The organism is Bradyrhizobium sp. SZCCHNS1050, from assembly GCF_032484785.1.
In the GTDB taxonomy this organism is placed as follows: Bacteria; Pseudomonadota; Alphaproteobacteria; order Rhizobiales; family Xanthobacteraceae; genus Bradyrhizobium.
The window spans coordinates 4603255-4628487 of sequence record NZ_JAUETR010000001.1 but is presented as its reverse complement, the minus strand read 5'-3'; the positions used below and the strand labels follow the sequence as shown (position 1 = coordinate 4628487).

The 25233-nt window shown below is 66.6% G+C and carries 22 protein-coding genes; 3 read left to right on the top strand and 19 right to left on the bottom strand.

The window, feature by feature from the left end; all coding sequences use genetic code 11:
- Positions 1-206: 206 nt before the first annotated feature.
- A complete protein-coding gene (locus QX094_RS20885; RefSeq protein WP_316171577.1) occupies positions 207-1823 on the bottom strand; it encodes a flavin monoamine oxidase family protein in 1617 nt (538 codons plus the stop codon).
- A 136-nt stretch (positions 1824-1959) separates the two neighbouring features.
- Between QX094_RS20885 and QX094_RS20880 the strand changes: the two genes are divergently transcribed.
- The 3 genes from QX094_RS20880 (at position 1960) to QX094_RS20870 (ending at position 5228) form a co-directional block, all read left to right on the top strand.
- Positions 1960-2364, top strand: a complete 405-nt coding sequence (locus QX094_RS20880; protein WP_315718215.1) for a nuclear transport factor 2 family protein — start codon at positions 1960-1962, stop codon at positions 2362-2364.
- Between the two features lie 276 nt (positions 2365-2640).
- Positions 2641-3159 carry a hypothetical protein gene (locus QX094_RS20875; protein ID WP_315718256.1) on the top strand — a complete coding sequence of 173 codons (519 nt, stop codon included), beginning with the start codon at positions 2641-2643 and terminating at the stop codon, positions 3157-3159.
- A gap of 449 nt (positions 3160-3608) precedes the next feature.
- The gene (locus tag QX094_RS20870; RefSeq protein ID WP_315827037.1) at positions 3609-5228 is read left to right on the top strand and encodes a rhodanese-like domain-containing protein; all 1620 of its coding nucleotides are present in this window, start codon (positions 3609-3611) and stop codon (positions 5226-5228) included.
- Between the two features lie 112 nt (positions 5229-5340).
- Here the strand turns inward: QX094_RS20870 and mmsB are convergent, their stop codons facing one another.
- From mmsB to uxuA, 18 genes are all read right to left on the bottom strand, one after another.
- On the bottom strand, positions 5341-6531 hold the full coding sequence (mmsB, locus tag QX094_RS20865; protein ID WP_315750338.1) for a multiple monosaccharide ABC transporter permease: 1191 nt from the start codon (positions 6529-6531) through the stop codon (positions 5341-5343).
- A 21-nt stretch (positions 6532-6552) separates the two neighbouring features.
- Entirely contained in the window at positions 6553-8103 is a 1551-nt protein-coding gene (gene mmsA / locus QX094_RS20860) for a multiple monosaccharide ABC transporter ATP-binding protein (RefSeq protein WP_315750337.1), read from the bottom strand.
- An 82-nt stretch (positions 8104-8185) separates the two neighbouring features.
- Positions 8186-9256 (bottom strand): multiple monosaccharide ABC transporter substrate-binding protein, encoded by a 1071-nt coding sequence (gene chvE, locus QX094_RS20855; RefSeq protein WP_315827038.1) that lies wholly within the window; start codon positions 9254-9256, stop codon positions 8186-8188.
- A gap of 109 nt (positions 9257-9365) precedes the next feature.
- A complete protein-coding gene (locus QX094_RS20850; RefSeq protein WP_315827137.1) occupies positions 9366-10247 on the bottom strand; it encodes an SMP-30/gluconolactonase/LRE family protein in 882 nt (293 codons plus the stop codon).
- The gene (locus QX094_RS20845) at positions 10247-11326 is read right to left on the bottom strand and encodes an aldose epimerase family protein (RefSeq protein WP_315827039.1); all 1080 of its coding nucleotides are present in this window, start codon (positions 11324-11326) and stop codon (positions 10247-10249) included. The genes QX094_RS20850 and QX094_RS20845 overlap by 1 nt, the downstream gene beginning before the upstream one ends.
- 4 nt (positions 11327-11330) lie before the next feature.
- Positions 11331-12257 (bottom strand): Gfo/Idh/MocA family oxidoreductase, encoded by a 927-nt coding sequence (locus QX094_RS20840; protein ID WP_315827040.1) that lies wholly within the window; start codon positions 12255-12257, stop codon positions 11331-11333.
- Positions 12258-12259: 2 nt separating this feature from the next.
- Positions 12260-13189 carry a dihydrodipicolinate synthase family protein gene (locus QX094_RS20835; RefSeq protein WP_315827041.1) on the bottom strand — a complete coding sequence of 310 codons (930 nt, stop codon included), beginning with the start codon at positions 13187-13189 and terminating at the stop codon, positions 12260-12262.
- A 9-nt stretch (positions 13190-13198) separates the two neighbouring features.
- A complete protein-coding gene (locus QX094_RS20830) occupies positions 13199-14935 on the bottom strand; it encodes an IlvD/Edd family dehydratase (protein ID WP_315718202.1) in 1737 nt (578 codons plus the stop codon).
- Positions 14932-15675, bottom strand: coding sequence for a FadR/GntR family transcriptional regulator (locus tag QX094_RS20825; protein ID WP_315718201.1), 744 nt, complete (start codon positions 15673-15675; stop codon positions 14932-14934). The genes QX094_RS20830 and QX094_RS20825 overlap by 4 nt, the downstream gene beginning before the upstream one ends.
- Positions 15672-16667 (bottom strand): galactofuranose ABC transporter, permease protein YjfF, encoded by a 996-nt coding sequence (yjfF, locus tag QX094_RS20820; protein ID WP_316175845.1) that lies wholly within the window; start codon positions 16665-16667, stop codon positions 15672-15674. Before yjfF ends, QX094_RS20825 begins: the two co-directional genes overlap by 4 nt.
- Positions 16664-17656 carry an ABC transporter permease gene (locus tag QX094_RS20815; protein ID WP_315718199.1) on the bottom strand — a complete coding sequence of 331 codons (993 nt, stop codon included), beginning with the start codon at positions 17654-17656 and terminating at the stop codon, positions 16664-16666. Before QX094_RS20815 ends, yjfF begins: the two co-directional genes overlap by 4 nt.
- The gene (locus tag QX094_RS20810) at positions 17653-19203 is read right to left on the bottom strand and encodes a sugar ABC transporter ATP-binding protein (protein ID WP_316175846.1); all 1551 of its coding nucleotides are present in this window, start codon (positions 19201-19203) and stop codon (positions 17653-17655) included. The genes QX094_RS20815 and QX094_RS20810 overlap by 4 nt, the downstream gene beginning before the upstream one ends.
- A 109-nt stretch (positions 19204-19312) precedes the next feature.
- On the bottom strand, positions 19313-20278 hold the full coding sequence (ytfQ, locus tag QX094_RS20805) for a galactofuranose ABC transporter, galactofuranose-binding protein YtfQ (protein ID WP_316175847.1): 966 nt from the start codon (positions 20276-20278) through the stop codon (positions 19313-19315).
- A 240-nt stretch (positions 20279-20518) separates the two neighbouring features.
- Positions 20519-21163 (bottom strand): bifunctional 4-hydroxy-2-oxoglutarate aldolase/2-dehydro-3-deoxy-phosphogluconate aldolase, encoded by a 645-nt coding sequence (eda, locus tag QX094_RS20800; RefSeq protein WP_315718195.1) that lies wholly within the window; start codon positions 21161-21163, stop codon positions 20519-20521.
- Positions 21160-22056 carry a sugar kinase gene (locus QX094_RS20795; RefSeq protein ID WP_409977992.1) on the bottom strand — a complete coding sequence of 299 codons (897 nt, stop codon included), beginning with the start codon at positions 22054-22056 and terminating at the stop codon, positions 21160-21162. The genes eda and QX094_RS20795 overlap by 4 nt, the downstream gene beginning before the upstream one ends.
- Before the next feature lie 47 nt (positions 22057-22103).
- A complete protein-coding gene (locus QX094_RS20790) occupies positions 22104-23135 on the bottom strand; it encodes an L-idonate 5-dehydrogenase (protein WP_315750328.1) in 1032 nt (343 codons plus the stop codon).
- Positions 23136-23168: 33 nt separating this feature from the next.
- Positions 23169-23936, bottom strand: coding sequence for an SDR family oxidoreductase (locus QX094_RS20785; protein ID WP_316167667.1), 768 nt, complete (start codon positions 23934-23936; stop codon positions 23169-23171).
- 83 nt (positions 23937-24019) lie between these two features.
- Positions 24020-25216 carry a mannonate dehydratase gene (gene uxuA, locus QX094_RS20780; protein ID WP_316183796.1) on the bottom strand — a complete coding sequence of 399 codons (1197 nt, stop codon included), beginning with the start codon at positions 25214-25216 and terminating at the stop codon, positions 24020-24022.
- Positions 25217-25233 lie beyond the last annotated feature (17 nt).

The window sequence follows — 25233 nt, the reverse complement described above, 5'->3', positions numbered from 1 at the left end:
GCCGGACATCGGTCACCGCTCCACGGTAGCTGTCGCGCAGGAAGTCGAGCTCGGCGCCCGCGAGCTGCGCGAGGTTGACCTCGACCTTGTCGCCGAAGCGCAACTGCTCCATGAGCGGAGCAAGGTGCGGAAAGGCCGCCGCCATCGTCTCGATGGTGGTGCGTTCGATCTGCAGCTTCATGGTTCGCACCTCGATGCCGTCCGACTCACGACGACACTCTCGTCGGCGGGCGCATCGCCGCTTCCGCCTTCGTCAGCAGCAGACGGTTCGCGGCGAGCGAGAACTCCTGCCAGGCGGCGGCGATGTCGCGCAGGATCGTCTGCAGATAATCCTTCGACGGCTTGTGCTCGAACGGAAAGTTCGACAGCGCGCAGGAGGTGCGGTTGAACGCGACGGCGTCGTCGAGCAGCGACTGCATGACATCGCGAAACGGCTTCTGGATCTCGGGCATCAGGGCGGAGCGACCGCGTTCGACGGCGACGTCGCGCATGTCGAAGGCAAGTGCGTCCAGCACCTGCAGCGCCGCAGCGAACACCTGCTCGGTGGCCCCGAGAAGAGCGAGCTGCGTCAGTTGTTCGCGCTGCTGCGTGGCGAGGCTGCGGTTGAGCCGCTGCCGATAATCGTCGAACGCGGCATCACGCTGCGCGGCGACCCAGGCGCCGAACCAGGCGAGGCTCGCAGCGTTGCCCGACAGCCCGTCGCCGATCGCCACGGCCGGCCGCCGCCCGGCGATCTCGCCCATGCTCCGGGCCATCGCACGCTCGATGCGCCTGGCGGCGTTCAGGGCACCTTCGAGATAGCCGGCCGCGTGGCTTGCGGTTTCGGCGCCACCGAGATGCAACCGCCCGTCCCATAGCGCCCGCCGCAGCATCGGATTGGCGATCTCGCTGTGCTCGCCGCGCGGCGTGGTGCGATCCAATGCGCTGCAGGTGAAGCGCTCGGCCGCCCAGTCCTGATAGTGCTGCTCACCGCCTTCCAGCGCGGAGCCGAACAGTTGCACCATCTGGCTGTCCATCAGCAACGGCAGCCCGACGCTGAAGGTCGCGCGCAGATCGGGCGGGAACGCAAGGAAGCCGCCGAGCGCTGCGCGGTCGCCGCCGGCATCGCAGGCATCGAAGGTCTCGCCGATCACGGCCTGCTCGTGGCTGACGAATGCATTGCCGGACCGGCCCTGGTCGCGCCAATGCGCCTGGTCGTAGGCGATCACGACCTTGGCCTGTGCCGCCATCCAGGTCTCGGCGCCACGCATCGCCTCGAAGGTCGCGTCGTCCAACGCGGGAAAGAAGCCGACGTGGTCGATCAGCAGCCGCGGCGGCAGCGCGAGCACGGCGCGCCTGGCCTCGATCGCGACCGATTCCGTTGCTGTGGCGAAGATCAGCCGCACATGCGTGCCGCAATCGACGATACGCATCAGCTCATGGCCGAGATGGATGAAGGGCTGCGGCAGATCGCGCGCCAGCGCCTCGATCAATTTCGTCATGCCGCCGGAGAGCCGACGCGCGCCCTGGTGGACCGGCGGCCCGCTGATCTGCTCGGCCGGCTTGTCCGCCTCTTCCAGATGGAGAACCGTGCCGTCATCGTGCTGGGCAAAGTCGGACAGGCCGAGCTCCGCGACCAGGCCGGCGAGCAGCGGCTGGGTGTCCGGCCAGAACCAGGTCGGGCCGAGGTCAAGCGCAAGCCCCGCCTTGCTCCTGGCCGACAGCACCCGTCCGCCCAGGCGATGTCGGGCTTCGAACAAAGCGAACGTGCTGCCGCGCTGCTGCAGGCTGCGCGCGAGTGCCATTCCGCACAATCCACCTCCGACAATGGCCGTTTCGAGCATGGCAGGACCTCGGCTGAAGCGTTGCGATCGCGTCTCGACCGCGTCCTGCAAAAAGCTTGCAAGTTTTTGCAGGCGCGCGGATGTGCGTTTCCAAACATTGCTTGATTTTCGCACCGGCTTGGCTCACGCCATCACAATGAGCGATGACCGCGAGATCCTGGCCGCCAATGCGGCCTTCTATGCCGCCTTCACGGACGGTGATTTCGCGGCGCTCGTCGCCCTCTGGGCCGATCGCGACGGCATCTCCTGCATTCATCCCGGCTGGCCGGCGATCGTCGGCCGCGCCGCCGTGATCGGCAGCTGGCGCGACATCCTCGCCAACCCGGGTCGGCCGAACATCGTCTGCGCGGATCCGCACGCGATCGTCGACGGCGATCATGGTCACGTGCTCTGCATCGAGCTGGTGGACGGCGCGGCGCTCGCCGCGGCCAATCACTTCGCGCGCATCGACGGCGCCTGGCGGATGATCCACCACCAATCCAGCCCGATCGCGCAGCTCGCAACGCCGGAAGACGACGCCGACGGCCATCGCCTCCACTGACCGCCGCATCTGGCACGAAACTTGATGTGTCCTCCCTGACCGGCAGCAATGTCGGAGATTGTTGATTTTCGTCGCGTCGGATTCGGACCGGATGTCCGTCTCCACGCAAGGCGATCTGCGACGGCTGCGACCAGCAATGTGCAGATGCCGACGGGAGACAGGGATGGCACGCGTTCTGACCGCCTATCTAAAACGCAGCGATGTGCCGACGCGCACAGCGTTGCAGCACGCCATCGACCTCACGCTCGGCCAGGCGCGGGGAGCACTGGGATGAACATCACGGCTCCGCTACAGCCGACCGCGATTCACGCCGTTCCCGCCGAGCTCTGCGGCTGCGGCTTCCGCTTGCTGATGATTCGGCAGTTCAACGTCGGTGCCGTGCCGCCGGCCTTCGCCATCATCGATCAGCGCGTCATGCGCATGCCGCAGCGGCTCGGCCGCCATGGCGTGTCGTTTGCCGCCACGTTCCTGCCCGAGGTGATGGCGTGGCTGATCGATCACCTCGGCCGGCCGTCGCTGCATGACGAGACCGGCCGCTCCTATCGCAATCCGCGCTGGCCGGTGGTGTGCTGGCATGACCAGGAACGCTATTGGCCGAGCGGCGCCGTCACGGTCGAGTGGTTCGCCGAGGTCGCCTTTCAGGATCACGCCTCTTGGATGGCGTTCCGTACCCATTGGCATGACGACCTGATGGGCCGGAATGGCGACGTTGACGCATCCGGTGGAGAAACCGATGCGTGCGAGCGGGACGCGGCGGGAAAGGAATTTGCCGACGACGCGTTGCAGCGAGCATGATTTGCCAAAGTCGCGCGACAGCATGACCGGACCTTGTCCGCGCAATTCTGCCGCGTGATAGTCGAGTGGCTACAGCAGCTCCGGAGGATCTCATGCGCTACGTCTCGTGGTTTGGGGGCTGGCTCGGCACCTTCCGTTCCGAGCGCATGGCGGAGCAGAGGACGACGGGACGAAACGCGGCCGTTCTTCCGAGGCGGTCCGCCGAGCTCTCGAGCGAGGACTTGTTCTACATTGCCATGCTGGGGCCGCACGTCTGACCGGCGCTGCCGCCGAGCGCAATCGGGTGCGGCGGGCTGGACAAACGGTCGTCATGCCGCCACACAAGGGCGACACTCCATGCGCCCCGGCCCGGGCTGCGCGCCGTGATTGTGGGTCCATGCCGCAGGTCTGCTCCACGGACGCATGAACGATGCCGGGGACCGCGGCGGACCTCACCTGCGGACTCCCGAATGACATCGCCGACGCCCTCTCACCTGCCCCGAAATGCATCCGATCAGCCGCGCCAGACGACCCCGACCGAGCTGCGGCGGCGCTGGCGTGCCGGCGAGGAGGTGGCGCTGCTCGATGTCCGCGAGGAGGGCCCCTACTCGCTGTCGCACCCGTTCTTCGCGGTGTCGCTGCCACTGTCGCAGATCGAGCTGCGCATCCTCGATCTCGTGCCGCGTCTGAATGTACCCGTCGTCGTTTATGATGACGGCGAAGGCTATGCCGCCCGCGCGGTGCCGCGCATTCATGCACTGGGCTACACCGACGTCGCGATGCTCGCTGGCGGGCTGTCGGGCTATGCGCGCCATGGCGAGGTGTTCCGGGACGTCAACGTGCCGAGCAAGGCGTTCGGCGAATTGGTCGAGGCCATCCGGCACACGCCGTCTCTGTCGGCCGACGAAGCCAAGGCGCTGATCGAGCGCGAGTCGAATCTGGTCGTGCTCGACGCCCGCCGCTTCGAGGAATATCGCACCATGAGCATCCCGCGCGGGGTCAGCGTCCCCGGCGGCGAGCTGGCGTTTCGGGCGCGCGAGCTCGCGCCGTCGCCCGACACCACGATCATCGTCAACTGCGCCGGACGCACGCGTTCGATCATCGGCACGCAGTCGTTGATCAATGCCGGGCTGCCGAACAAGATCTATGCGTTGCGCAACGGCACCATCGGCTGGACCCTTGCCGGCCATCAGGTCGAACGCGGCAGGACCGCGCGCATGCTGGAGCGGCCAGAGGCGAGCTACGCGACCGCGCTGGCGGATGCCAAGGCCTGGGCCGAGCGCGTCGGCGTCGGCGTGCTCGATGCCGCGACCTTCGCGCGCTATCAGGCCGAGGCTGGGACGCGCACGCTGTATTGCCTCGACGTTCGCACGCCCGAGGACTACGCCGCCGGCCATCCGGCTGGCTTCGCGTCGGCGCCGGGCGGCCAGCTGGTGCAGGCGACCGACGAGTGGGTCGGCGTGCGCGGCGCCCGCCTGGTGCTGTTCGACGATGACGGCGTGCGCGCGCGCATGACGGCGTCATGGCTGAAGCAGATGGGCTGGGACGTGGCGGTCGTGGGACCGGATGTCGTTGGAACGACCGAAACCGAAATCCGCGCCGCACGCCGACCGCCGCTGCCGCAGCTTGGCGACGCGGCAATCAGCGCCGAGCAACTCGCGGCCGATGCGGCGGCGTGGACCATCGTCGATCTCACGCGCAGTCCGAGCTACAAGGCCGGACACATTCCGGGCGCACATTTCGTGCTGGCGTCGCGCTTTTCATCGGATCTCGTCAAGCTGCCAGGCGATGGTCCGATCGTGCTGACAAGTGACGACGGCGCCGAGGCGGCCTTTGCGCTTGCGGATGCACGTGCCGCAACGACGCGTGAGCTCCGCGCGCTCACCGGCGGTACGCGCGCCTGGACGGCTGCCGGCCATGTGCTGGAGAGCGATCGGTCCTCATGGATCTCGCCTGCCGACGACGTCTACAAGCGTCCCTATGAGGGCACCGACAACGCCGCGGAAGCGATGCAGGCCTATATCGACTGGGAGCTGCAGCTCGTCGCCCAGCTCGCCAACGACAGCGTGTCGAATTTCCACGTGGTATAGGTCGGCGACGGACTCGACCTCGTCATTCCGGGGCGCGTGCCGGAATGACGATGGTGGATGCCGAAGAGCCCCGGCTAAGACGCCCTGTCAGAGAATGTGCGGCGTATAGCGCTCAGCGGCGCTGGTTGTAGACGTCGATGCAGACGGCACCGAGCAGCACCAGGCCCTTGATGACCTGCTGATAGTCGATGCCGATGCCGAGGATGGACATGCCGTTGTTCATCACGCCCATGATCATGGCGCCGATGACAGCGCCGCCGACCCGTCCGACGCCGCCATAGGCCGAGGCGCCGCCGATGAAGCACGCCGCGATGACGTCGAGCTCGAAGCCGAGGCCGGCCTTCGGCGTCGCGGTGTTGAGCCGGGCGGCGAAGATCAGGCCGGCCAGCGCGGCCAGCACGCCCATGTTGACGAAGGTCATGAACACCAGCCGCTCGGTCTTGATACCCGACAGCTTGGCCGCCTTGGCGTTGCCGCCGACCGCATAGATCTGCCGGCCGATCACCGTGCGGCGCGTCATGAAGCCGTACAGCGCGATCAGCGCAGTCATGATGACCAGCACGTTGGGCAGGCCGCGATGCGAGGCGATCAGGTAGGTAAAATACATCAATGCGCCGGCCAGCACGACGTTCTTGGCGGCGAAGAAGCCGAACGGCTCGACCTCGATGCCGTGCTCCACTTCGCGCGCGCGGCCCTTGACGCTGGCATAGACCAGAATGAGCGTCAGCACCGCGCCGATCGCGAGCGACGTGGGATAAAGGTGCGCCGCGCTCGGCATGAACTCAGGGATGAAGCCGGACGACAGCTTCTGGAACGTGCCCGGGAACGGCCCGACCGACTGCCCCTGCAGCAGCGCCAGCGCCAGACCCTTGAACACGAGCATGCCGGCCAAGGTGACGATGAAGGAGGGAATGCCGAAATAGGCCACCCAATAGCCCTGCGCGGCGCCGATCGCGGCGCCGACGATCAGGCAGGCGATGATCGCGAGCGGGAAGTCGACGTGATAGCGCACCATCAGCACGGCGGCGACCGCGCCGACGAAGCCCGCGACCGAGCCGACCGACAAATCGATGTGCCCGGTCACGATCACCAGCAGCATGCCCAGCGCCATGATGACGATATAGCTGTTCTGCAGCACCAGGTTGGTGAGGTTGAGCGGCTGCAGCAGGGTGCCGTCGGTCATGAACTGGAAGAACAGCATGATCACGAACAGCGACAGCAGCATGCCGTAGCTGCGCAGATTGTTCTTCAGGAAGCCGCTATGCGACTTCTCCTCCGGGAGCGAAACCGTCTTGTCGGTCATTGCTGGCGTCCTCCCGACCGCTTACGCGGCCGTCTCCTGGTTCTTGATGGTTTCGTTACGCATGATGGCGCGCATGATCTTTTCCTGCGTCGCCTCCGGCCCGGCGAACTCGCCGACGAAGGCGCCGTCATTCATCACGCAGATGCGGTCGCAGATTCCGAGCAGCTCCGGCATCTCCGACGAGATCACGACAACACCCCGGCCGGCATCCGCGAGCTCCTGGATGATACAGTAAATCTCATACTTTGCGCCAACGTCGATGCCCCGCGTCGGCTCGTCAAGGATCAAGACCTTGGGATCGGTCATCAGCCATTTCGACAGCACGACCTTCTGCTGGTTGCCGCCGGAGAGCTGGCCGGCCTCCTGATAGACGTCGGAGCAGCGGATGCGCATCCGGCCGCGGTAGCCGGACGCCGCCTTGAGCTCGGCGATGTCGTCGATCACGCCGTTCGGCGCGACCTGGGATAGGCTCGCCAGGGTGATGTTCTTGCGCACGTCGTCGGCCAGGATCAGGCCGAGCTGCTTGCGGTCCTCGGTGACATAGGCGAGGCCAGCATCGATGGCCGCCGGTACGCTGTTGAGATTGACGTCATGGCCTTCGAGGCGGGCGCGGCCCGTGATGTTGACGCCCCAGGAGCGGCCGAACAGGCTCATGGCGAATTCGGTGCGCCCCGCGCCCATCAGGCCGGCGATGCCGACGATCTCGCCGCGGCGCACCTGGAAGTTGACGTTCTTGATCACTTGGCGGTCGGAATGCTGCGGGTGGTAGACCGACCAGTTCTCGACCGTGAACACGGGCTCGCCGATCTTGGGCTGCCGCTCGGGGAAGCGGTGCGCCATGTCGCGATTGACCATGCTCTTGATGATGCGGTCCTCCAGGACCGGCTCGGCGCGACAGTCGATGCTGTCGACGCTGCGGCCGTCGCGCAGCACCGTGATGCGATCGGCGACGCGGGCGACCTCGTTCAGCTTGTGCGTGATCAGGATCGAGGAGATGCCCTGCTCGCGGAAGGTGACGAGGCGGTCGAGCAGCGCCTGGCTGTCGGCCTCGTTCAGGCTCGCGGTCGGCTCGTCGAGGATCAAGAGCTTGACGCGCTTGGACAGCGCCTTGGCGATCTCGACCAATTGCTGCTTGCCGACGCCGAGATCGGTGATCAGCGTATCCGGCGATTCCTTCAGGCCGACCTGGGCCAGCAGTTGCTGGGTGCGCCGGTAGACCTCGTCGCGATCGATGACGCCGAAGCGCTGCGGCGCATGCGACAGGAAGATGTTCTCGGCGATCGACATCAGCGGGATCAGCGCGAGCTCCTGGTGGATGATGATGATGCCGAGCGCCTCGGAATCGTTGATGTCGCGGAAGCGCCGCTCCTCGCCCTCGAAGATGATCTGGCCCTCATAGCGGCCATAGGGATAAACGCCGCTCAGCACCTTCATCAAGGTCGACTTGCCGGCGCCATTCTCGCCGACCAGGGCGTGGATCTCGCCCGCCTCGACCGTGAAGCTGACGTCGCGGAGCGCCTGCACGCCCACGAAGCTCTTGCTGACGCCGCGCATCTCGAGGATTGCCGTCATCGCCCTGTTTCCCGCAACACTTGAGCCGCCCTAAACGAGAGTAGCCGGCGAGCGCATGGCCGCGCTCGCCGGCCGGTTGAGATCACTCGACCTGCGACTTCTTGTAATAGCCGCTGCCGATCAGAACCTTCTCCCAGTTGCTCTTGTCGACGACGACCGGCTTGAGCAGATAGGCCGGGACGACCTTGACGCCGTTGTTGTAGGTCTTGGTGTCGTTGACCTGCACCTGCTTGCCGCTCAGCGCAGCATCGACCATGTCGGCGGTCACCTTGGCGAGGTCGCGGGTGTCCTTGAAGATGGTCGAGTACTGATCGCCGCGCAGGATCGCCTTGACGGACGGCACTTCGGCGTCCTGGCCGGAGATGACCGGCATCGGCTGGTTGCCGCTGCCATAGCCGACGCCCTTCAAGGAGGAGATGATGCCGATCGAGAGGCCGTCATAGGGCGACAGCACCGCGTCGACACGCTTGTTGCCGTAATAGGCGCTGAGCAGGTTGTCCATGCGGGCCTGGGCGGTGGCGCCGTCCCAGCGCAGGGTCGCGACCTTGTCCATGCCCTTCTGACCGGACGCCACCACGAGCTTGCCGGAGTCGAGATAGGGCTGCAGCACCGACATCGCGCCGTTGTAGAAGAAGTAGGCGTTGTTGTCGTCCGGAGAGCCGCCGAACAGCTCGATGTTGAACGGGCCCTTGCCGTCCTTCAGGCCGAGCTTGTCGACGATCGACTGCGCCTGCAGCACGCCGACCTGGAAATTGTCGAAGGTCGCGTAGTAGTCGACATTCGGCGTGTCGCGGATCAGGCGGTCATAGGCGATCACGGTGACGCCCTTCTCCTTGGCCTGCTTCAGCGCGTCGGACAGCGTGGTGCCGTCGATCGCCGCGATGACCAGCACCTTGGCGCCCTTGGTGACCATGTTCTCGACCTGCGAGAGCTGGTTCGGGATGTCGTCCTCGGCATATTGCAGGTCGGTGTTGTAGCCGCGCTCCTTCAGCACCTTGACCATGTTGTTGCCGTCGTCGATCCAGCGCGCCGACGACTTGGTCGGCATCGCGATGCCGATCGTCGGCTTGCTCTGGGCCATTGCAGCGCCGGACAGGGCCACGACGCCGAGGCCGGCCAGCGCGGCGGCCATGATGGTCTTGAAATTCAGCATGCTTCACTCCCTCTAAGATTTTCAGATTTGAACTAGGAATACGCGATTGCGTATCTTGATACCAGATGGCTGTTAGGCTGAACGACGCTCGACTCGATTGTTCCTCCTCTCAGATCGACAGCTTGACGTCAGGCTCGGCGCGACCGTGAGCGCCGACCTCGAGAAGGAAAGTCTGGCCATGGCCAGGGTCGGCCGCCTTGGCCGCCGCGTCCATGTCCTGCCAGGCCGACGTGACCAGCAGGCGCGACAGACCGGGACCGACGAAGGCCGGGCAGCTCGCCTGGCTGGCCGGAACCGCGATGCTGCGGAGATGCTCGCCCTGCGGGCTGTAGACATCGACGCAACCGCCGCCCCAGCGTGCGTTCCAGATGCGCCCCTCGGCATCGACGACCGCGCCATCCAGCCCACCGACGCCTGCATGGCACAGCAGCACCTCCGGCTCACCGCGCGGCAGGCCCGTCTCCGGGTCGAGCGCGACACGATAGAGGACGTTCTCGTCGGTGTCGGCGAAATAGCCGATCGCGCCATCCGGCGAGAAGCAGATCGCGTTGGGAATGGTGACGTTGGGGAACAGGCGGATGATCTCGCCGCGATGCAGCGCGTAGATCGAGCCCAGGCCGCACTCGGCGTTGCGGCCCATGGTGCCGATCCAGAACGTCCCGGAGGGATGAACCCGGGAGTCGTTCGACCGCGTCGCCCGATTGTCGGCTTCGAGCGGCAGATACAGGGATAGCGCACCGTCGGCGATGCTGCGGATGTAGAGCCCGTCCTCGGCCACAATCAACTGCCTGTTGGCATCGATACGGCCGAGCGCGCTCGCCATCCTGCCGAGGCCATGGCGGCGGAGTTCGCCGCTGCCGATCTTGGCCTCGAACAGCAGGCCTTCACGAATGTCGAACCACCAGGCGGTGTCGGTGTGGGGATCGTAGGTCGGCCCCTCGCCGAGATGGCAGCGCTCGTCGCAAAGGATCGTGGTCGGCACCTGCTCCATCATGCGGACGCTCCCGCGGTCGAGAAGCGATACACCGTCTCGTGCTTGTAGACGTCATCGGGCGCAAGACGCGCGCTGGGAAAATCCGGACGGTTCGGACTGTCCGGCCAGACCTGCGGCTCCAGGCAGAGCGCGTCGGATTGACGATAGACACGCCCCTTGCCGGTCACGGTCCCGTCAAGATAGTTGCCGGAATAGACCTGCAGGCCGGGCTGATCGGTCAGCAACTCCATGACGCGCCCCGAGCGCGGGGACGCCAGCCGGGCGGCCAAGCGCACCCCCGCCTGCTGTCGAACGCAGAAATTATGATCGTAGCCGCGACCGCATTTGATCTGCGGGTCGTCAGCGCGGATGCGGGCACCGACCGCATGCGGCTCGCGGAAATCGAACGGCGTGCCGGCGACGGCGTGCGGCGGCCCTTCCAGCGGGATCGCGGTCTCGTCGATCGCGAGATAATGGTCGGCTTCGACGGTCAGACGATGATCAAGGATGTCGCTGCCGGCGGCCAGGCCATCGAGATTGAAGAAGCTGTGGTTGGTCAGGTTGACCACCGTCGTCCGGGTGGTCCGGGCGCTGAAGCTGACAGCCAACTCCATCGGCCCGGTCAACTGATAGGTGACACGAACGTCGAGCCGCCCCGGATAATTGGCCTCGCCGTCGGGACTGACATAGAGCATCGTGACCGAGGGCTGGGCGCCGTCTTCGGTCGCGACGATCTGCCAGAGCTTGCGGTCGAAGCCGTCGGGGCCGCCGTGCAATGCATGTGCACCATTGTTGGCGTCGAGGCGCAGATCCTGACCGTCGAGCGAAAAGCGCGCCTTGGCGATGCGGTTGGCGTAACGCCCGACCGTCGCACCGAAGAACTTTCGGAGCTTGACGTAGCTCAGCAAGTCGTCATGACCGAGCACCACGTCATCGACAAGCCCCTGCGCATCCGGCACCAGCAGCGTCTGCAGCGCCGCGCCGTAGGTGATGATGCGCGCCTCGAAGCCGTGAGCCCCACGCAAGGTGACGCGCTCGACCTCGCGGCCGTCCGGCAGGCTGCCAAACACATCCCTGGTGATCCGCGCTTCTGCCATCGCTCTAGTCCTCGAACGGCTCGACGAATTGCCGGCGGCCGAGCAGGAACGCATCGGCCACCAGCCGCAGCGGCGCGAGATCGACGTCACCAGCGCCGGTCTTCGTCAGTTCGACGAAGCGACGATAGAGGCCGGGATATTCGCGTTCCTTCTCGTCGACCATCGGCTGATCGTCCGCGGTCATCCGCGCGCCGCCGAGCGACAGCTTCAACTGCCCAGCGTCGGTCTCGATCCGGATGTCCCAGCTCTGCGGCCCGGTCTGGCGGAAGTCGAACTCGGCCGCGATCGGCAGGTCGCTGGCTGTCGACAGTGACAGGTTGGCCGCGATCGGCGCCTGGCGGTTGGACGGAAACGACAGTTCGGCCTCGGTCAGGAACACCGGCTCGGGCAGGATGCGGGTCAGGATCGACAGCGCGTTGATCCCCGGATCGAACACGCCGAGCCCGCCCGGCTCCCAGATCCAGCCCTGCCCCGGATGCCAGACGCGCACGTCCTCCTTCCAGTCGATCCGCACGCTGCGGATCTGACGCGACGACAGCCACGCGCGCGCCGGCTCGACGGCCGGCGCATAGCGCGAATGCCAGGTCGCGAACAGCGTGCGCTGCTTGGCAGCCGCGAGCGCGATCAATGGATCGAGCTCGCTGACCGCCGCACCCGGCGGCTTTTCCAGCATCACATGCTTGCCGGCCTCGAGCGCAGCCTGCGCCTGCGCGCGGCGCACCTGCGGCGGCGTGCATAGCGAGACGGCGTCGATCTCCGGCCCGTCGCGCAGCAGCTCCTCGATGGTGCCGAAATGCGGCAGGCCTGGCAGAGAGGCGTTGCGGCTCGCCACCGCCGTCAGGGTCACGCCCTCGGTGGCGGCGATCGCCGGCACGTGCTGATCCCTGGCGATCTTGCCGAAGCCGACGATGGCGACACGAAGCTCGCTCATCTCTAGCGTCCCCAACGCAGCACGACTGGGTCGAGCCGGCGCGCGATCTCGATCAGTCCCTTCTGGGTCGCCGGATGAATTGGCGGCTGCGGCGCTCGCAGCGTGTCGTGGCGGATCACGCCGCCCGCCTTCATCAGGATCTTGCAGGTGGCAAGCCCGCACTGTCGGTTCTCGTAGTTGATCAGCGGCAGCCAACGCTCATAGGCCGCAGCCGCGGCCTCGCGGTCGCCCGCGAAATACGGATCGATGATCTTGCGAATGCCATCGGGATAGCCGCCGCCGGTCATCGCGCCGGTGGCGCCCGCGTCGAGATCGGCCATCAGGGTGATTGCCTCCTCGCCGTCCCACGGACCTTCGATCGCCGCGCCGCCTGCCTCGATCAGCGCGCGCAACTTGTCGGCCGCACGCGGCACTTCGATCTTGAAATAAGCGAGATTCTCGATCTCCTTGGCCATGCGCGCCAAGAACGGCACCGATAGCGGCGTGCCGGCGACCGGCGCGTCCTGCACCATGATCGGGATCGAGATCGCGTCGGAGACGCCGCGATAGAATTCATAGATGGAGGTGTCCGGCACGCGGAAGGTCGCGCCGTGATAGGGCGGCATCACCATGACCATGGCAGCGCCCTTCTCCTGCGCCCGGCGCGAACGCTCGGCGCAGACAAAGGTCGAGAAATGCGTCGTGGTGACGATGATCGGCACGCGGCCGGCAACATGCTCCAGCACCGTGGTCATCACCAGATCGCGCTCGTCATCGGTCAGCACGAACTGCTCGGAAAAATTGGCGAGGATGCATATGCCGTGCGAGCCCGCATCGATCATGAAGTCGATCGCGCGCTTCTGGCCTTCGAGGTCGAGACGACCGTCGGCGTCGAACACGGTCGGCGCCACCGGGAAGACTCCCTTGTAGAGCTTTCTGGCGGAAGCGGTCATGGGTACCTCTCAGTGATTGTCGCGCGGCACGGGCGAGCCGGTGCGGCCGACGAGGAAATCGAAATCGACGCCGCGATCGGCCTGCAGCACGTGATCGATGTAGAGCTTCTGATAGCCGCGGGCCGCATGCGGCTTCGGCGGCGTCCAGGCGGCGCGGCGTGCGGCCAGTTCCTCGTCGCTGACATGCAGATGCAGCCGGCGCGCGGCGACGTCGAGCGTGATCATGTCGCCGTTCTTCACCAGCGCCAGCGGTCCGCCGACGGTAGCCTCCGGCGCGACATGCAGCACCACCGTGCCGTAGGCCGTGCCGGACATGCGCGCATCGGAGATGCGGATCATGTCGCGCACGCCCTGACGCAGCACTTTCGCAGGCAGCGGCATGTTACCGACCTCGGCCATGCCCGGATAGCCCTTCGGCCCGCAGTTCTTCAGCACCATGATGCAGGACGCATCGATGTCGAGATTGTCGTCGTCGACCGCGTCATGCATCTCCTCGACGCTCTCGAACACGACCGCGCGTCCCGTATGGTTCATCAGTTCCGGCGAGGCCGCCGACGGCTTGATGACAGCGCCGTTGGGGGCGAGATTGCCGGTGAGAATGGCGATGCCGGCTTCCGTCTTGAACGGGGTCTCGAACGGTGTGATGACCTCGGCGTTCCAGTTCGGAGCCTCGGCGACATTGTCCCACAACGTCTTGCCGTTGACGGTGCGCGCGTCCTTGTGCAGCAGGCCGCGCTCGCCGAGCGCACGCAGCACCGCCGGCAGGCCGCCGGCGTAATAGAAGTCCTCCATCAGGAAGCGGCCCGACGGCATCAGGTCGACCAGGCAATGCACGTCGCGGCAGAGCCGATCGAAATCATCGAGCGTCAGCTCGACGCCGACACGGCCGGCGATCGCGAGCAGATGCACGACGGCATTGGTCGAGCCGCCGATCGCGGCCAGCGTGCGGATCGCGTTCTCGAACGCCTGGCGCGTCAGGATATCCGACGGCTTGAGATCCTCGCCGACCATCTGGACGATGCGCCGTCCGGCCATGCGGGCCAGCAGGTTGCGCCGCGCATCCGCAGCCGGAATCGCCGCATTTTCCGGCAAGCCGATGCCGAGCGCCTCGACCATCGAGGCCATCGTCGAGGCCGTGCCCATGGTCATGCAGCTGCCGGCGGAGCGGTTCATGCCGGCCTCGGCCTCGTGGAATTCCTTCAGCGTGATCTCGCCGGCGCGCAGCTGCTCGCTCATCGAGATGATGTTGGTACCGGAGCCGATGATCTGGCCACGATAGACGCCGCGCAGTTGTGGCCCGCCTGAAACACCGATCGCAGGCAGGTTGGCCGAGGCGGCGCCCATCAAGAGCGCCGGCGTGGTCTTGTCACAGCCCATCAGCAGCACGACGCCGTCGAGCGGGTGGGCGCGGATCGCCTCCTCGACATCCATCGAAGCGAGGTTACGGAACAGCATCGCGGTGGGGCGCATCGTCACCTCGCCGAGCGAGGAGACCGGAAACTCCAGCGGATAGCCGCCGGCATCGAGCACGCCCTGGCGGACATGCTCGGCGATGACGCGGAAATGCGCGTTGCAGGGTGTCAGCTCCGACCAGGTGTTGCAGATGCCGATGACCGGTCGGCCCTCGAAGCGATCCTGCGGCGTGCCGCTGTTCTTCAGGAACGAGCGATAATAGAAGCCCATCTTGTCCTGGCGGCCGAACCACGCCTGGCTCCGCAGCGTCTTCTTCTCGTTGTCGTTGCTCATTCCCGGTCCGTTCGTGCAGCCGACTGGGCATGGCGCCGCCGGCCGTTGTAGATGACTTCGATCATGGCCTCGGAGGCGCCGTCGGCGTCTCCATCCGCGATCGCGTCGATGATGCGCTGGTGCCAGACCAGCACGGTGTCGCGATCGGCGGTCTCGATCGGGGCGCTCAGGACGAACGAGGCGCGCAACGCGGCCTCGATGACAGCGCCGATCGAGCGCATGAAGGGATTGCCCGAGGCGTTGGCGACCGCGATGTGCAGCGCAAGGTCAGCCTCGGCGAAAGCGACCGATGTCGATGGCTCGCGCTCCATCTGCGCCATCGCCTTGCGCATCGCCGCGACGTCGTCATCCGTACGGCGTTCCGCCGCGAGCGCCGCGGCGCGCGGCTCGATCGCCAACCGGATCTCGGCGAGGTCGGCGAGGAAGCGCTTGTCGATGCCCGCGTCGAGGTGCCAGGCGAGCACGTCGGGATCGAACATGTTCCAGTCCGAGCGTCCGCGCACCACGGTGCCGACGCGGGCCTTGGTCGACAGCAGACCTTTTGCAACGAGGGTCTTCACGCTCTCGCGCAGCACCGGCCGTGAGACGCCGAAGGTCGCGGTCAGTTCGGCATCACCCGGCAGCCGCGCCCCCTCGGCCAGTCGGCCGGAGATGATGTCGATGCCGATGCTGCGAGCGACCTCGGCATGGTTGGAATGCGCGCGCCGGGTCGGAATCGAGACGATGTGCGACGTCGTCATGTCGGCGCCCCCATCGGCTTGGCCCCTGCGGGCTTGACGGATGAGCGGCGCGCGAGCGCCATCAGACCTTGTTGCAACGCAATGAAGACGAACAACAGAACCCCCGTGGCGATCTTGGTCCACCAGCTCGACAGCGTGCCGTCGAAGTTGATGTAGGTCTGGATCATGCCCTGGATCAGGACGCCAAGGAAGGTGCCGATGACCGAGCCCTGTCCGCCCGTCAACAAGGTTCCGCCGATCACCACGGCCGCGATTGTATCGAGCTCGACGCCAACGGCCGAGAGCGAGTAGCCGGCCGCGGTGTAGAACGAGAAGACGATGCCGGCGAGGCCCGCAAGCACGCTCGACAGCATATAGATGCGGATCGTCATCGGCCCGACCGGAATGCCCATCAGGGCTGTCGCCACACGGCTGCCGCCGAGCGCGTAGACGTTGGCGCCAAACCGGGTCAAATGCAGCAGCAACGCGCAGAGCACCAGGATCACGAGCATCGCCATCGCGATCGCGGTGAGCCGTCCGCCGCCTGGCAGCCGGATCGCAAAGTCGGAGACGGCACTGTAGATCGGAGCGGTGATCGGAATCGACTCGGTCGACAGCAGGAAGCTGACGCCGCGCGCCAGGAACATGCCCGCGAGCGTCACGATGAAGGGCGGCAGCTCAAATACGTGAATGACCGCCCCCATCGCGGCGCCGAACAGCGCGCACAGCACGAGCACCATTGCGAACGCGGCAAACGGCGGAATGCCCCAGCGCTCGACCGCCAGAGCCACGAACACCGTCGTGAAGCCGATCACCGAGCCGACCGACAGATCGATGCCGCCGGAGATGATGACGAAGGTCATGCCGGCCGCGACGATGCCGAGGAAGGCGTTGTCGGTGAGCAGATTAGCGACGACGCGGGTCGAGGCGATGTTCGGGAACTGCAGCGCGCACAACGCGAAGCCGGTGACCAGCACGAACGCCGTGATCGCAACCGAGGTCGAGGCCTTCATGGCTTGGTCCTCCGCCAGCGCGCGGTGAAGCGCGAGAGATCGCCGAGCCGCGGCGATTGCGCCAGCAGCACGGCAAGTACGACGACGGCCTTGACCAGCAGATTGAGCTCCGGCGGATAGCCCGACAGCAAAATGCCGGTGTTCATGGCCTGGATGATCAGCGCGCCGGCCACCGCCAGCACCAGGCTGAAGCGGCCGCCAAACAGCGAGGTGCCGCCGATCACGACGGCGAGGATCGCATCGAGCTCGAGCCACAGCCCGGCATTGTTGGCATCCGCCCCCATGATGTCGGCGGCCGCAATGACGCCCGCGAGCGCGGCGCACAGTCCGCACCAGACATAGACCGACAGGATCATGGCGCGGGTGCCGACGCCCGACAGCTCGCTGGCGCGCGCGTTGCCGCCGGTCGCCTCGATCAAGAGCCCGAGCGCGGTGCCGCGCACGACCGCCCCCGTCACCAGCAGCATGCCGATCGCGATCACGACCGGCGTCGGCAGGCCGAGCACGGCGCCGTTGCCCATCCAGACCAGATCGGGCGACGTGAACGTGACGATGCGCCCCTCGGTGATGAGCTGCGCGATGCCGCGTCCTGCGACCATCAGGATGAGCGTTGCGACGATCGGCTGGATACGCAAGAAGGCAACGAGGATGCCGTTCCAGAGCCCGCACACCAGACCGACAGCGAGCGCGGAGCCGATGACCACCGGCAGCGAATGCGTATCGGCGAGGCTCGCCGCGGTGGCGCCCGCGATCGCCATCACGGCACCGACCGAAAGGTCGATGCCTCCGGTCGCGATGACGAGCACCATGCCCAGCGACAGCAGCGCCACCGGCGTGCCGCGGTTCAGGACGTCGATGACGCTGCCGAACAGCCGGCCGTCCTGCAGATGGAGATTGAAGAACTGCGGCGACACCGCGCGATCGATGATCAGGATCAAGATCAGTGCGAGCGCTTGTGCCAGGCCACGGCGGGGAATGCGAAGCGTCATGATGCGGCCTCGCGCACGGACTCGGTATCCGCAGCGATCGCCGCAAGAATGCTGGAGACCTCGACGGCGTCGCCCTTCAGCTCCTCGACATGGGCGCGGTCGCGCAGCACGATGACGCGGTTCGAATAGGTCACGATCTCGTCGAGCTCGGAGGAGATCACAAGCAGCGCCAGCCCCTGCTCGCACAGCTCGCGCACCAGCCGGATGATCTCGGCATGGGCCCCGACGTCGATGCCGCGCGTCGGCTCGTCCAGAACGAGGAGCTTCGGCGACGTGGCGAGCCAGCGCGCCAGCAGCGCCTTCTGCTGGTTGCCGCCCGACAGCAGCCCGATCGGACGTTCCGGATCCGGCGGCCGGATGTCGAGCATGCGGATGTAACGCATCGCGATCTCGTCCTGCTCGCGCCGCGACAGTGGCCGGTGCAGGCCGCGCCGTGCCTGTAGCGCCAGCACGATGTTCTCGCGCACGGTGAGGTCGGCAACGATGCCCTCCGTCTTGCGCTCTTCCGGACAATAGCCGAAGCCGAGCCCGGCGGCATCGCGCGGCGAATTCAGCCGGACGGTCTCACCGTTGACGGTGGCCGCACCGCTGTCGGCGCGCTCGGCGCCGAACACGAGCCGTGCCGTTTCGGTGCGTCCGGAGCCGAGCAGGCCGGCGAGCCCGACCACCTCGCCGCGGCGCAGCTCGAGATCGAACGGCGCAAGGTAGCCCTGCTTGCCATAGCCCTTGAAACTGATGCAGACCTCGCGCGCCTTGTCCGGCTGGCTCGCTGCGCGTTCGTGGGTGGTCTCGGCCAGCTCCCGCCCGAGCATCATGCGGATCAGGTCGAGCCGCGGCAGATCGGCAATCTCGCGCGTGCCGATCAGCCGGCCGTTGCGCAGCACCGTGACGCGGTCGCAGATCTCATAGACCTGATCGAGGAAGTGGCTGACGAAGATGATGCCGATGCCATCAGCCGCGAGCTTTCGCATCACCTTGAACAGGATCTCGACCTCGTGGCGGTCGAGGCTCGCCGTGGGCTCGTCGAGAATGAGGACGCGCGCCGACAGATCGACGGCGCGCGCGATCGCCGTGATATGCTGGACAGCGACCGAGTAGCTCGAAAGCGGTGCGCCGACGTCGATGTCCAGCCCATAATCCAGCAGCAGCGCATGCGCGCGCCGCCGCATCTCGGCCTCGCGCACGACGCCGAACCGCGTCGGCTGCCGGCCGAGATACAGATTTTGCGCCACCGAGAGGTTCGGCAGCAGATTGACTTCCTGATAGACGGTGGCGATGCCGGCATCGACCGCGTCCTTGGCCGAGCGCGGCGCGATCTCCCGATCGGCCAGCCGCACGGTGCCGGCGTCCCGCGCGAAAACGCCGGTGACGACCTTGATCAGCGTCGACTTGCCGGCGCCATTCTCGCCGAGCAGTGCGTGGATCTCGCCCTCACCCAGCATGAAGTCGACATCCTGCAGCGCCTTGAGCGCACCGAAGCTCTTGGTGAGGCCGCGGATCTCCAGAAGAGACGGACGCATCGCCGGCGGAGCGGAAGGATCAGACATGACGAACTACTTGGGCAAGACCGGGAAGTCGACGCCCGCACGCGATGCGGGCGCCACGATTGATTTCCGTCGTCCCGGCAACAGCCAGGACGACGGCGAGATCTTCGGCTCAGTAGCCGAGCCCCTTCTTGCTGTCGTAGACCTTCTGCGGATCGTCAGCCGCGGTGTAGAGCTTCGATTCCGTCTGGATCCACTTCGGCGGAACGGTGCCCTTCTCCTTGAAGGCCACGATTGCGTCGAACGCCGGGCCCGCCATGTTCGGCGTCAGCTCGACGGTGGCGTTGGCTTCGCCGGCGGCGATCGCCTTGAAGATGTCCGGCACGGCGTCGATCGAGACGGTCAGGATGTCCTTGCCCGGCTTGAGCCCGGCTTCCTTCATCGCCTGGATGGCGCCGACCATCATGTCGTCGTTGTGGGCATAGACCGCGCAGATCGACTTGCCGCCGTTCTCGGCCTTGATGAAGCTTTCCATCACCTCCTTGCCCTTGGCACGGGTGAAGTCGCCGGTCTGGCTGCGAACGACCTTCAGGTTGGCGTTCTTGGCGACGACGGCGTCAAAGCCCTTCTTGCGGTTGGTGGCGACGCTGGCGCCGACCGTGCCCTGCAGCTCGACGACGTTGCAGGCCTTGCCGCCGACCGTCTTGGCGAGCCACTCGCCTGCCACCTCGCCCTCGTGCACGCTGTCGGAGGTGACGGCGGTCAGATAGAGGTCCTTGCCGGAGGGATCGATGTCGCGGTCGAGCAGCACGACCGGGATCTTGGCTTCCTTGGCTTCCTTCAGCACCGCGTCCCAGCCGGAGGCCACGACCGGCGCGAGGAAGATCGCGTCCACGCCCTGGGCGATGAAGGAGCGGATCGCCTTGATCTGGTTCTCCTGCTTCTGCTGGGCGTCGGCGATCTTCAGGTTGATCTTGCGCTTGGCGGCTTCAGATTTCGAGACCGAGGTCTCGGCGGCGCGCCAACCGGACTCCGATCCGATCTGCGAGAAGCCGACGGTCAGCTCAGCGGCGCCAGCAGACGTGGCAAGCAACAAGGCGGCCGTTGCCGAGGCCGCAAAGAGGGCTTTCAGGGTCATCAGACGTTCTCTCCCAAAAAGGTACTGTTTTTTGATGCGCCGCCGCGAACAGCGGTGCCGACGCACCTATTCACCCGCCTCGACGGCCGGTGACGTCCGTTATTCCACGGAACACTCGGGATGACTAGTCATATTATTTGACTGTAATACTTTTTGAGAATGACAAGCGCCGACGGAGGCCTACGCTGCCGAAGATGAACGTCGGACACAAACAAAATTTTAAGTTGTGGACAGGCCAGATCAGCGCAGCTTCGTCGCCTCGCGGGCGCGCTGCTCGATCGCAGCCCAGGCCCCGGCCTTGATGTCGGCCGCGGGGGCGACCCAGGAGCCGCCAATCGCAACGACCTTCTTATGCGCCAGCCATTGCGCAGCGTTGCCGGCATTGATGCCGCCCGTCGGGCAGAACCGTACGTTGGGGAACGGCCCGGCCAGCGCATCCAGCGCGGCGAGCCCACCGGCCGGCACCGCAGGAAAGAACTTCACCAGCTCATAGCCGCGCGTCACGCAGGCGATGAGATCAGAGGCGGTCTGAATGCCCGGCGCGAACGGCATTTCGCCCGCATTCGCGGCATCGAGCAGGCCGATCGACAGGCCCGGACTGATCGCGAAGGCTGCACCGAGCCCGGCGGCGCGCTCGTAGTCCGCCGGCGTCAGCACCGTGCCGATGCCGACAACGGCGTCCGGCACCTCATCAATGATCGCGCGTGCGGCATCGAGCCCCGCCTGCGTCCGCAAGGTGATCTCGATGACGCGGAGACCGCCGGTAACGAGCGCGCGCGCAAGCGGCACGGCATGCGCGGCGTCCTCGATCGTGATCACCGGAATCACCGGCGCCAGAGCGAACACCGCATCGAGCTTCGTGCGCTTGTCCAAATTGTTCATCATGCCTCGCTCATCGTCAGAATGTCCCGCGGCATCGCGGTGGCCGGGATCACGGCTCCCGGCGCCATGATCACGGCGCCGGCAAGCCGGTGGCCGGCCAACGCCGCCTTGCGGGGCGGCGCGCCCTTGATGCGCGCGGCGAGATAACCCGCATTGAAGGAATCGCCGGCCGCCGTGGTGTCGATCGGCTTGAGCACCGCAGGCGGCGCGATGTCGACCAGCACACCATCGGCATGGATCAGGCAGCCGCGTGCGCCGCGCTTGACGACGACCTCGCCGACCCCGGCTTCCTTGAAGCGGCGCAGGCTGACGGAGGCGTCGGCATCGCCGAACAGCATCTGCTCATCCTCGAGCGTCGGCAGCGCAACGTCGACCAGCGGCAGGATCGCGCGGAACGCGCGCTGCGCCACCTCGCGGCTGGCCCAGCCGCGCGGCCGGTAGTTGCCGTCGAAGACCACACGCGCGCCGCGCTTGCGCGCCACCGTCAAGAGCTCACGCAGCTTGGCCTTGCCGGTCTCGCCATAGAGCGAGAGGCTGATGCCGGAGAGATAGATCCAGTCGAAGCGGGAGAGCCTGTCGAGCATGTCGCGGTCGGCGCGATCGAACAGCTCGCGCGCCGGCGCGCGGTCGCGCCAATAGAGGAAGCTGCGCTCGCCCCGGGCATCGCGCTCGATCATGTACAGGCCGGGCACGCGGCCCTCGACCTGCAGCACCTCCGAGGTGTCGATGCCCTCGGCCTGCCAGGCCGCCAGCATCATGGCGCTCAAGGGATCATCGCCGAGCGCCGTGACGTAGGAGGTGGGCACGCCGAGCCGGGCCAGATAGAGCGCCGTGTTGAGCGTGTCGCCGCCGAAGCCGCGCCGGAACAGCGAGCCGTCCTCCTGCGCAAACTCCACCATGCACTCTCCGATGCAAGCGACTTTCATCGGCGTCAATCCATCCATCAAAACGTCAAGTGAACCTTCATCGACCGGCTTCGATCGCTGGCGAGCTCGAAGGCGGCGACCGCCTGCTCGAATGGCAGCGCAGCCGAGATCAGCGGCTTGACGTCCAGCAGACCCTCGCCCATCAGCCGCAGCGCCAGCTCGAATTCGCGGTCGAACCGGAACGTGCCGCGCAATTGCAGCTCCTTCGTGACCAGCGTGTTGACCGGCAAGGTCATCTCGCCGCCGAGCCCAAGCTGGACGATCACGCCGCCGGGCCTCATGACGTCGAGCGCCGCCCGCAGGGCGGCCTGGTTGCCGGAGGCCTCGAACAGCACGTCGAACGTGCCCTTCCCGCTCCGCCACGGATCGAGCGCCGACGGCTTCGCCCCGACATTGAACGCATGGCTGGCGCCGAGCGTGCGCGCCATCGCAAGCGGCGCGTCGGCGACGTCGGTCGCCACGATCTCGGCTGCGCCGCCGTAACGCGCGACCAGGATCGACAGCGCTCCGATCGGACCGCAGCCGGTCACCAGCACGCGCTTGCCGAGCAGCGAACCGGCCTGGTGCGCGGCATGCAGGCAGACCGACAGCGGCTCGGCCATCGCGGCCTCTCCCAGCGACAACGACGGCGCGATCGGCACCGCCTGCGAGGCATCCACGGTGACGAACTCGCGGAAGCCGCCCTGCACGTGGGGATCGCGCATCGCGCTGCCCATGAAGCGCATGTCCAGGCACTGGTTGCGCCGCCCCTCGCGGCAATAGGCGCATCTGCCGCACGGCAGGCTCGGATTGACGGCGACGCGCGTGCCCTCGGCGAGGCCGGTCACGCCGGCACCGACCGCGGCGACGTGGCCTGCGATCTCATGACCCAGCGCCATCGGCTGCTTGATGCGGACCGTGCCGAAGCCGCCATGATGGTAGTAATGCAGATCCGAGCCGCAGATGCCGCCGGCCTCGATCTTGACCCGGACCTCGCCGGGTCCCGGCGCCGGATCGGGAAAGCTGTCGATGCGCAGATCTTTCGGCGCGTGAATGACGACCGCACGCATGGCCGGCCTCCCTGTCTCGTGTCTTCCGCGATCCTACATCGCCGCCAGCATGCCGCCATCGACATAGATGGTCTGGCCGTTGACATAGGTCGACGCGTCGGAGGCCAGGAAGATCGCGGTGCCGACCAGTTCGTCGGGACGACCCCAGCGCTTCGCCGGGACGCGCGACATCAGCCAGTTGTTGAAGTCGGGGTTGCTCATCAGCGCCTGGTTCATGTCGGTCAGCATGTAGCCGGGACCGATCGCATTGGCCTGGATGCCGTGCGCGGCCCATTCGACGGCCATCGCGCGGGTCAGGTTGCGGATGCCGCCCTTGGCCGTGGTGTAGGGCCCGATCGTCGGCCTTGCCAGCTCGCTGCCGAGCGAGCCGATGTTGATGATCTTGCCGCTGTTGCGCGGAATCATCCGCTTGGCGGCCTCGCGCCCGATCACGAACGCGCTGGTGAGGTTGGTCTCGATGACGCGGCGCCACTCGTCGGTGGTGAACTCGACCAGCGGCTTGCGGTGCTGGATGCCGGCATTGTTGACGAGGATGTCGATCGCGATCCCCTGGTCATCGAAACGCGCGAAGGCGCTGACCACGGCCTGCTCATCGGTCACGTCGAACGGGCAGGCCTCGGCCTGATGGCCCGCGGCGCGGAATTCTTCCGCCGCCGCCAGCGTGCGCGCCGGGTCGGTGCCGTTGATGACCAGCCGCGCCCCGGCCTTGGCAAGGCCTTCGGCAATAGCGCGGCCGAGGCCGCGGGAGGAGCCGGTCACCAGCGCGGTCTTGCCGGAGAGATCGAAGAGCGAGGTCGACATCTGTTCAACTCGTGGACGACGTTCCGGCTGGCATCCTCGTTGACGGACAGCGCGCTGACAAGCGCGTTATCCGGCCCTGCCGATCAAACCGGGAGACGGTTAATGGCCGCGACGGCGGTCATCACCCCGCGGATCTCGGCGAGGCCCTTGAGCCGGCCAACCAGCGGATAGCCGGGATGCGTGCCGCGGCCGATGTCGTCGACCAGCTCATGACCGTGATCGGGGCGGAACGGGATCCGCCAGTCCGGATCGCCCTCGGCCTTGCGGCGCGCCTGCTCCTTGAGCAGCGTCGTCACGATCGCAACCATGTCGACATCGCCGCGCAGATGCTCGGCCTCCATGAACGAGCCGTCGAGCATCTTGGTGACGTTGCGCAGATGGACGAAGCGGATGTGCGGGGCGAACCGCTCGGCAAGCCGCGGCACGTTGTTGTGGCCGCCGGCGCCGAGCGCGCCGGTGCAGAACGTGATGCCATTGGCCTTCGACGGGGCGGCCTCGACGATGAACTGCAGATCCTCGGCTGACGACACCACGCGCGGCAGGCCGAACAGGTCGCGCGGCGGATCGTCGGGATGGACGCACAGGCTGACACCGCACTCCTCCGCCACCGGCACCACCTCGCGCAGGAAGCGCGCGTAGTTGGCACGCAGCTCGGCATGGCCGATGCCGCGATATTTCTCCAGCATGCGGCGCAGGCCGGGCACGTCATAGCGGTCATAGGCGCCGGGCAACCCGGCCATGATGGTCGCGAGCAGCCGGTCCTTGTCGGCTTCGGAGGCCTGCGCCACCCAGGCCCTGGCGCGGTCGAGCACGTCGGAGGAGAATTCCGCCTCGGCGCCGGGCCGCTGCAGGATGTAGCAGTCGAACGCCGCCAGGCGATCCATGTCGAAGCGGAGCGCGGCGGCGCCGCCCGGCAGGCGGAAGGCGAGCTCGGTGCGGGTCCAGTCCAGCACCGCCATGAAATTGTAGCAGACGGTGGTGACGCCGCAGGCGGCGAGGTTGCGCAGCGACTGGCGGTAGTTGTCGAACAAGGACGTCAGATCGCCCTCGCCCAGCTTGATGGCCTCGGAGACCGGCAGGCTCTCGACCACGCTCCAGCGCAGCCGCAGCGATGAATCGCCTTCGATCAAGCCGATGCGCCTGATGATCTCATCGGTGCTCCACACCACGCCGTAGGGAATGTGATGCAGCGCCGTCACGATGCCGGTCGCGCCGGTCTGGCGAACCTGCGGCAAGGTGATGGGATCATCGGGTCCGAACCAGCGCCACGTCTGTTCCATGTCGTCACCTTCCAGAA

Coding starts and splice junctions, on each gene's coding strand:
- uxuA (WP_316183796.1), bottom strand. CDS start 25,216: ATGGAACAGACGTGGCGCTGGTTCGGACCCGATGATCCCATCACCTTG.
- QX094_RS20840 (WP_315827040.1), bottom strand. CDS start 12,257: ATGAGCGAGCTTCGTGTCGCCATCGTCGGCTTCGGCAAGATCGCCAGG.
- QX094_RS20870 (WP_315827037.1), top strand. CDS start 3,609: ATGACATCGCCGACGCCCTCTCACCTGCCCCGAAATGCATCCGATCAG.
- QX094_RS20845 (WP_315827039.1), bottom strand. CDS start 11,326: ATGGCAGAAGCGCGGATCACCAGGGATGTGTTTGGCAGCCTGCCGGAC.
- yjfF (WP_316175845.1), bottom strand. CDS start 16,667: ATGAAGGCCTCGACCTCGGTTGCGATCACGGCGTTCGTGCTGGTCACC.
- QX094_RS20880 (WP_315718215.1), top strand. CDS start 1,960: ATGAGCGATGACCGCGAGATCCTGGCCGCCAATGCGGCCTTCTATGCC.
- QX094_RS20835 (WP_315827041.1), bottom strand. CDS start 13,189: ATGACCGCTTCCGCCAGAAAGCTCTACAAGGGAGTCTTCCCGGTGGCG.
- eda (WP_315718195.1), bottom strand. CDS start 21,163: ATGATGAACAATTTGGACAAGCGCACGAAGCTCGATGCGGTGTTCGCT.
- QX094_RS20785 (WP_316167667.1), bottom strand. CDS start 23,936: ATGTCGACCTCGCTCTTCGATCTCTCCGGCAAGACCGCGCTGGTGACC.
- chvE (WP_315827038.1), bottom strand. CDS start 9,256: ATGCTGAATTTCAAGACCATCATGGCCGCCGCGCTGGCCGGCCTCGGC.
- QX094_RS20815 (WP_315718199.1), bottom strand. CDS start 17,656: ATGACGCTTCGCATTCCCCGCCGTGGCCTGGCACAAGCGCTCGCACTG.
- QX094_RS20830 (WP_315718202.1), bottom strand. CDS start 14,935: ATGAGCAACGACAACGAGAAGAAGACGCTGCGGAGCCAGGCGTGGTTC.
- ytfQ (WP_316175847.1), bottom strand. CDS start 20,278: ATGACCCTGAAAGCCCTCTTTGCGGCCTCGGCAACGGCCGCCTTGTTG.
- QX094_RS20850 (WP_315827137.1), bottom strand. CDS start 10,247: ATGGAGCAGGTGCCGACCACGATCCTTTGCGACGAGCGCTGCCATCTC.
- QX094_RS20790 (WP_315750328.1), bottom strand. CDS start 23,135: ATGCGTGCGGTCGTCATTCACGCGCCGAAAGATCTGCGCATCGACAGC.
- QX094_RS20885 (WP_316171577.1), bottom strand. CDS start 1,823: ATGCTCGAAACGGCCATTGTCGGAGGTGGATTGTGCGGAATGGCACTC.
- mmsA (WP_315750337.1), bottom strand. CDS start 8,103: ATGACGGCAATCCTCGAGATGCGCGGCGTCAGCAAGAGCTTCGTGGGC.
- QX094_RS20810 (WP_316175846.1), bottom strand. CDS start 19,203: ATGTCTGATCCTTCCGCTCCGCCGGCGATGCGTCCGTCTCTTCTGGAG.
- mmsB (WP_315750338.1), bottom strand. CDS start 6,531: ATGACCGACAAGACGGTTTCGCTCCCGGAGGAGAAGTCGCATAGCGGC.
- QX094_RS20825 (WP_315718201.1), bottom strand. CDS start 15,675: ATGACGACGTCGCACATCGTCTCGATTCCGACCCGGCGCGCGCATTCC.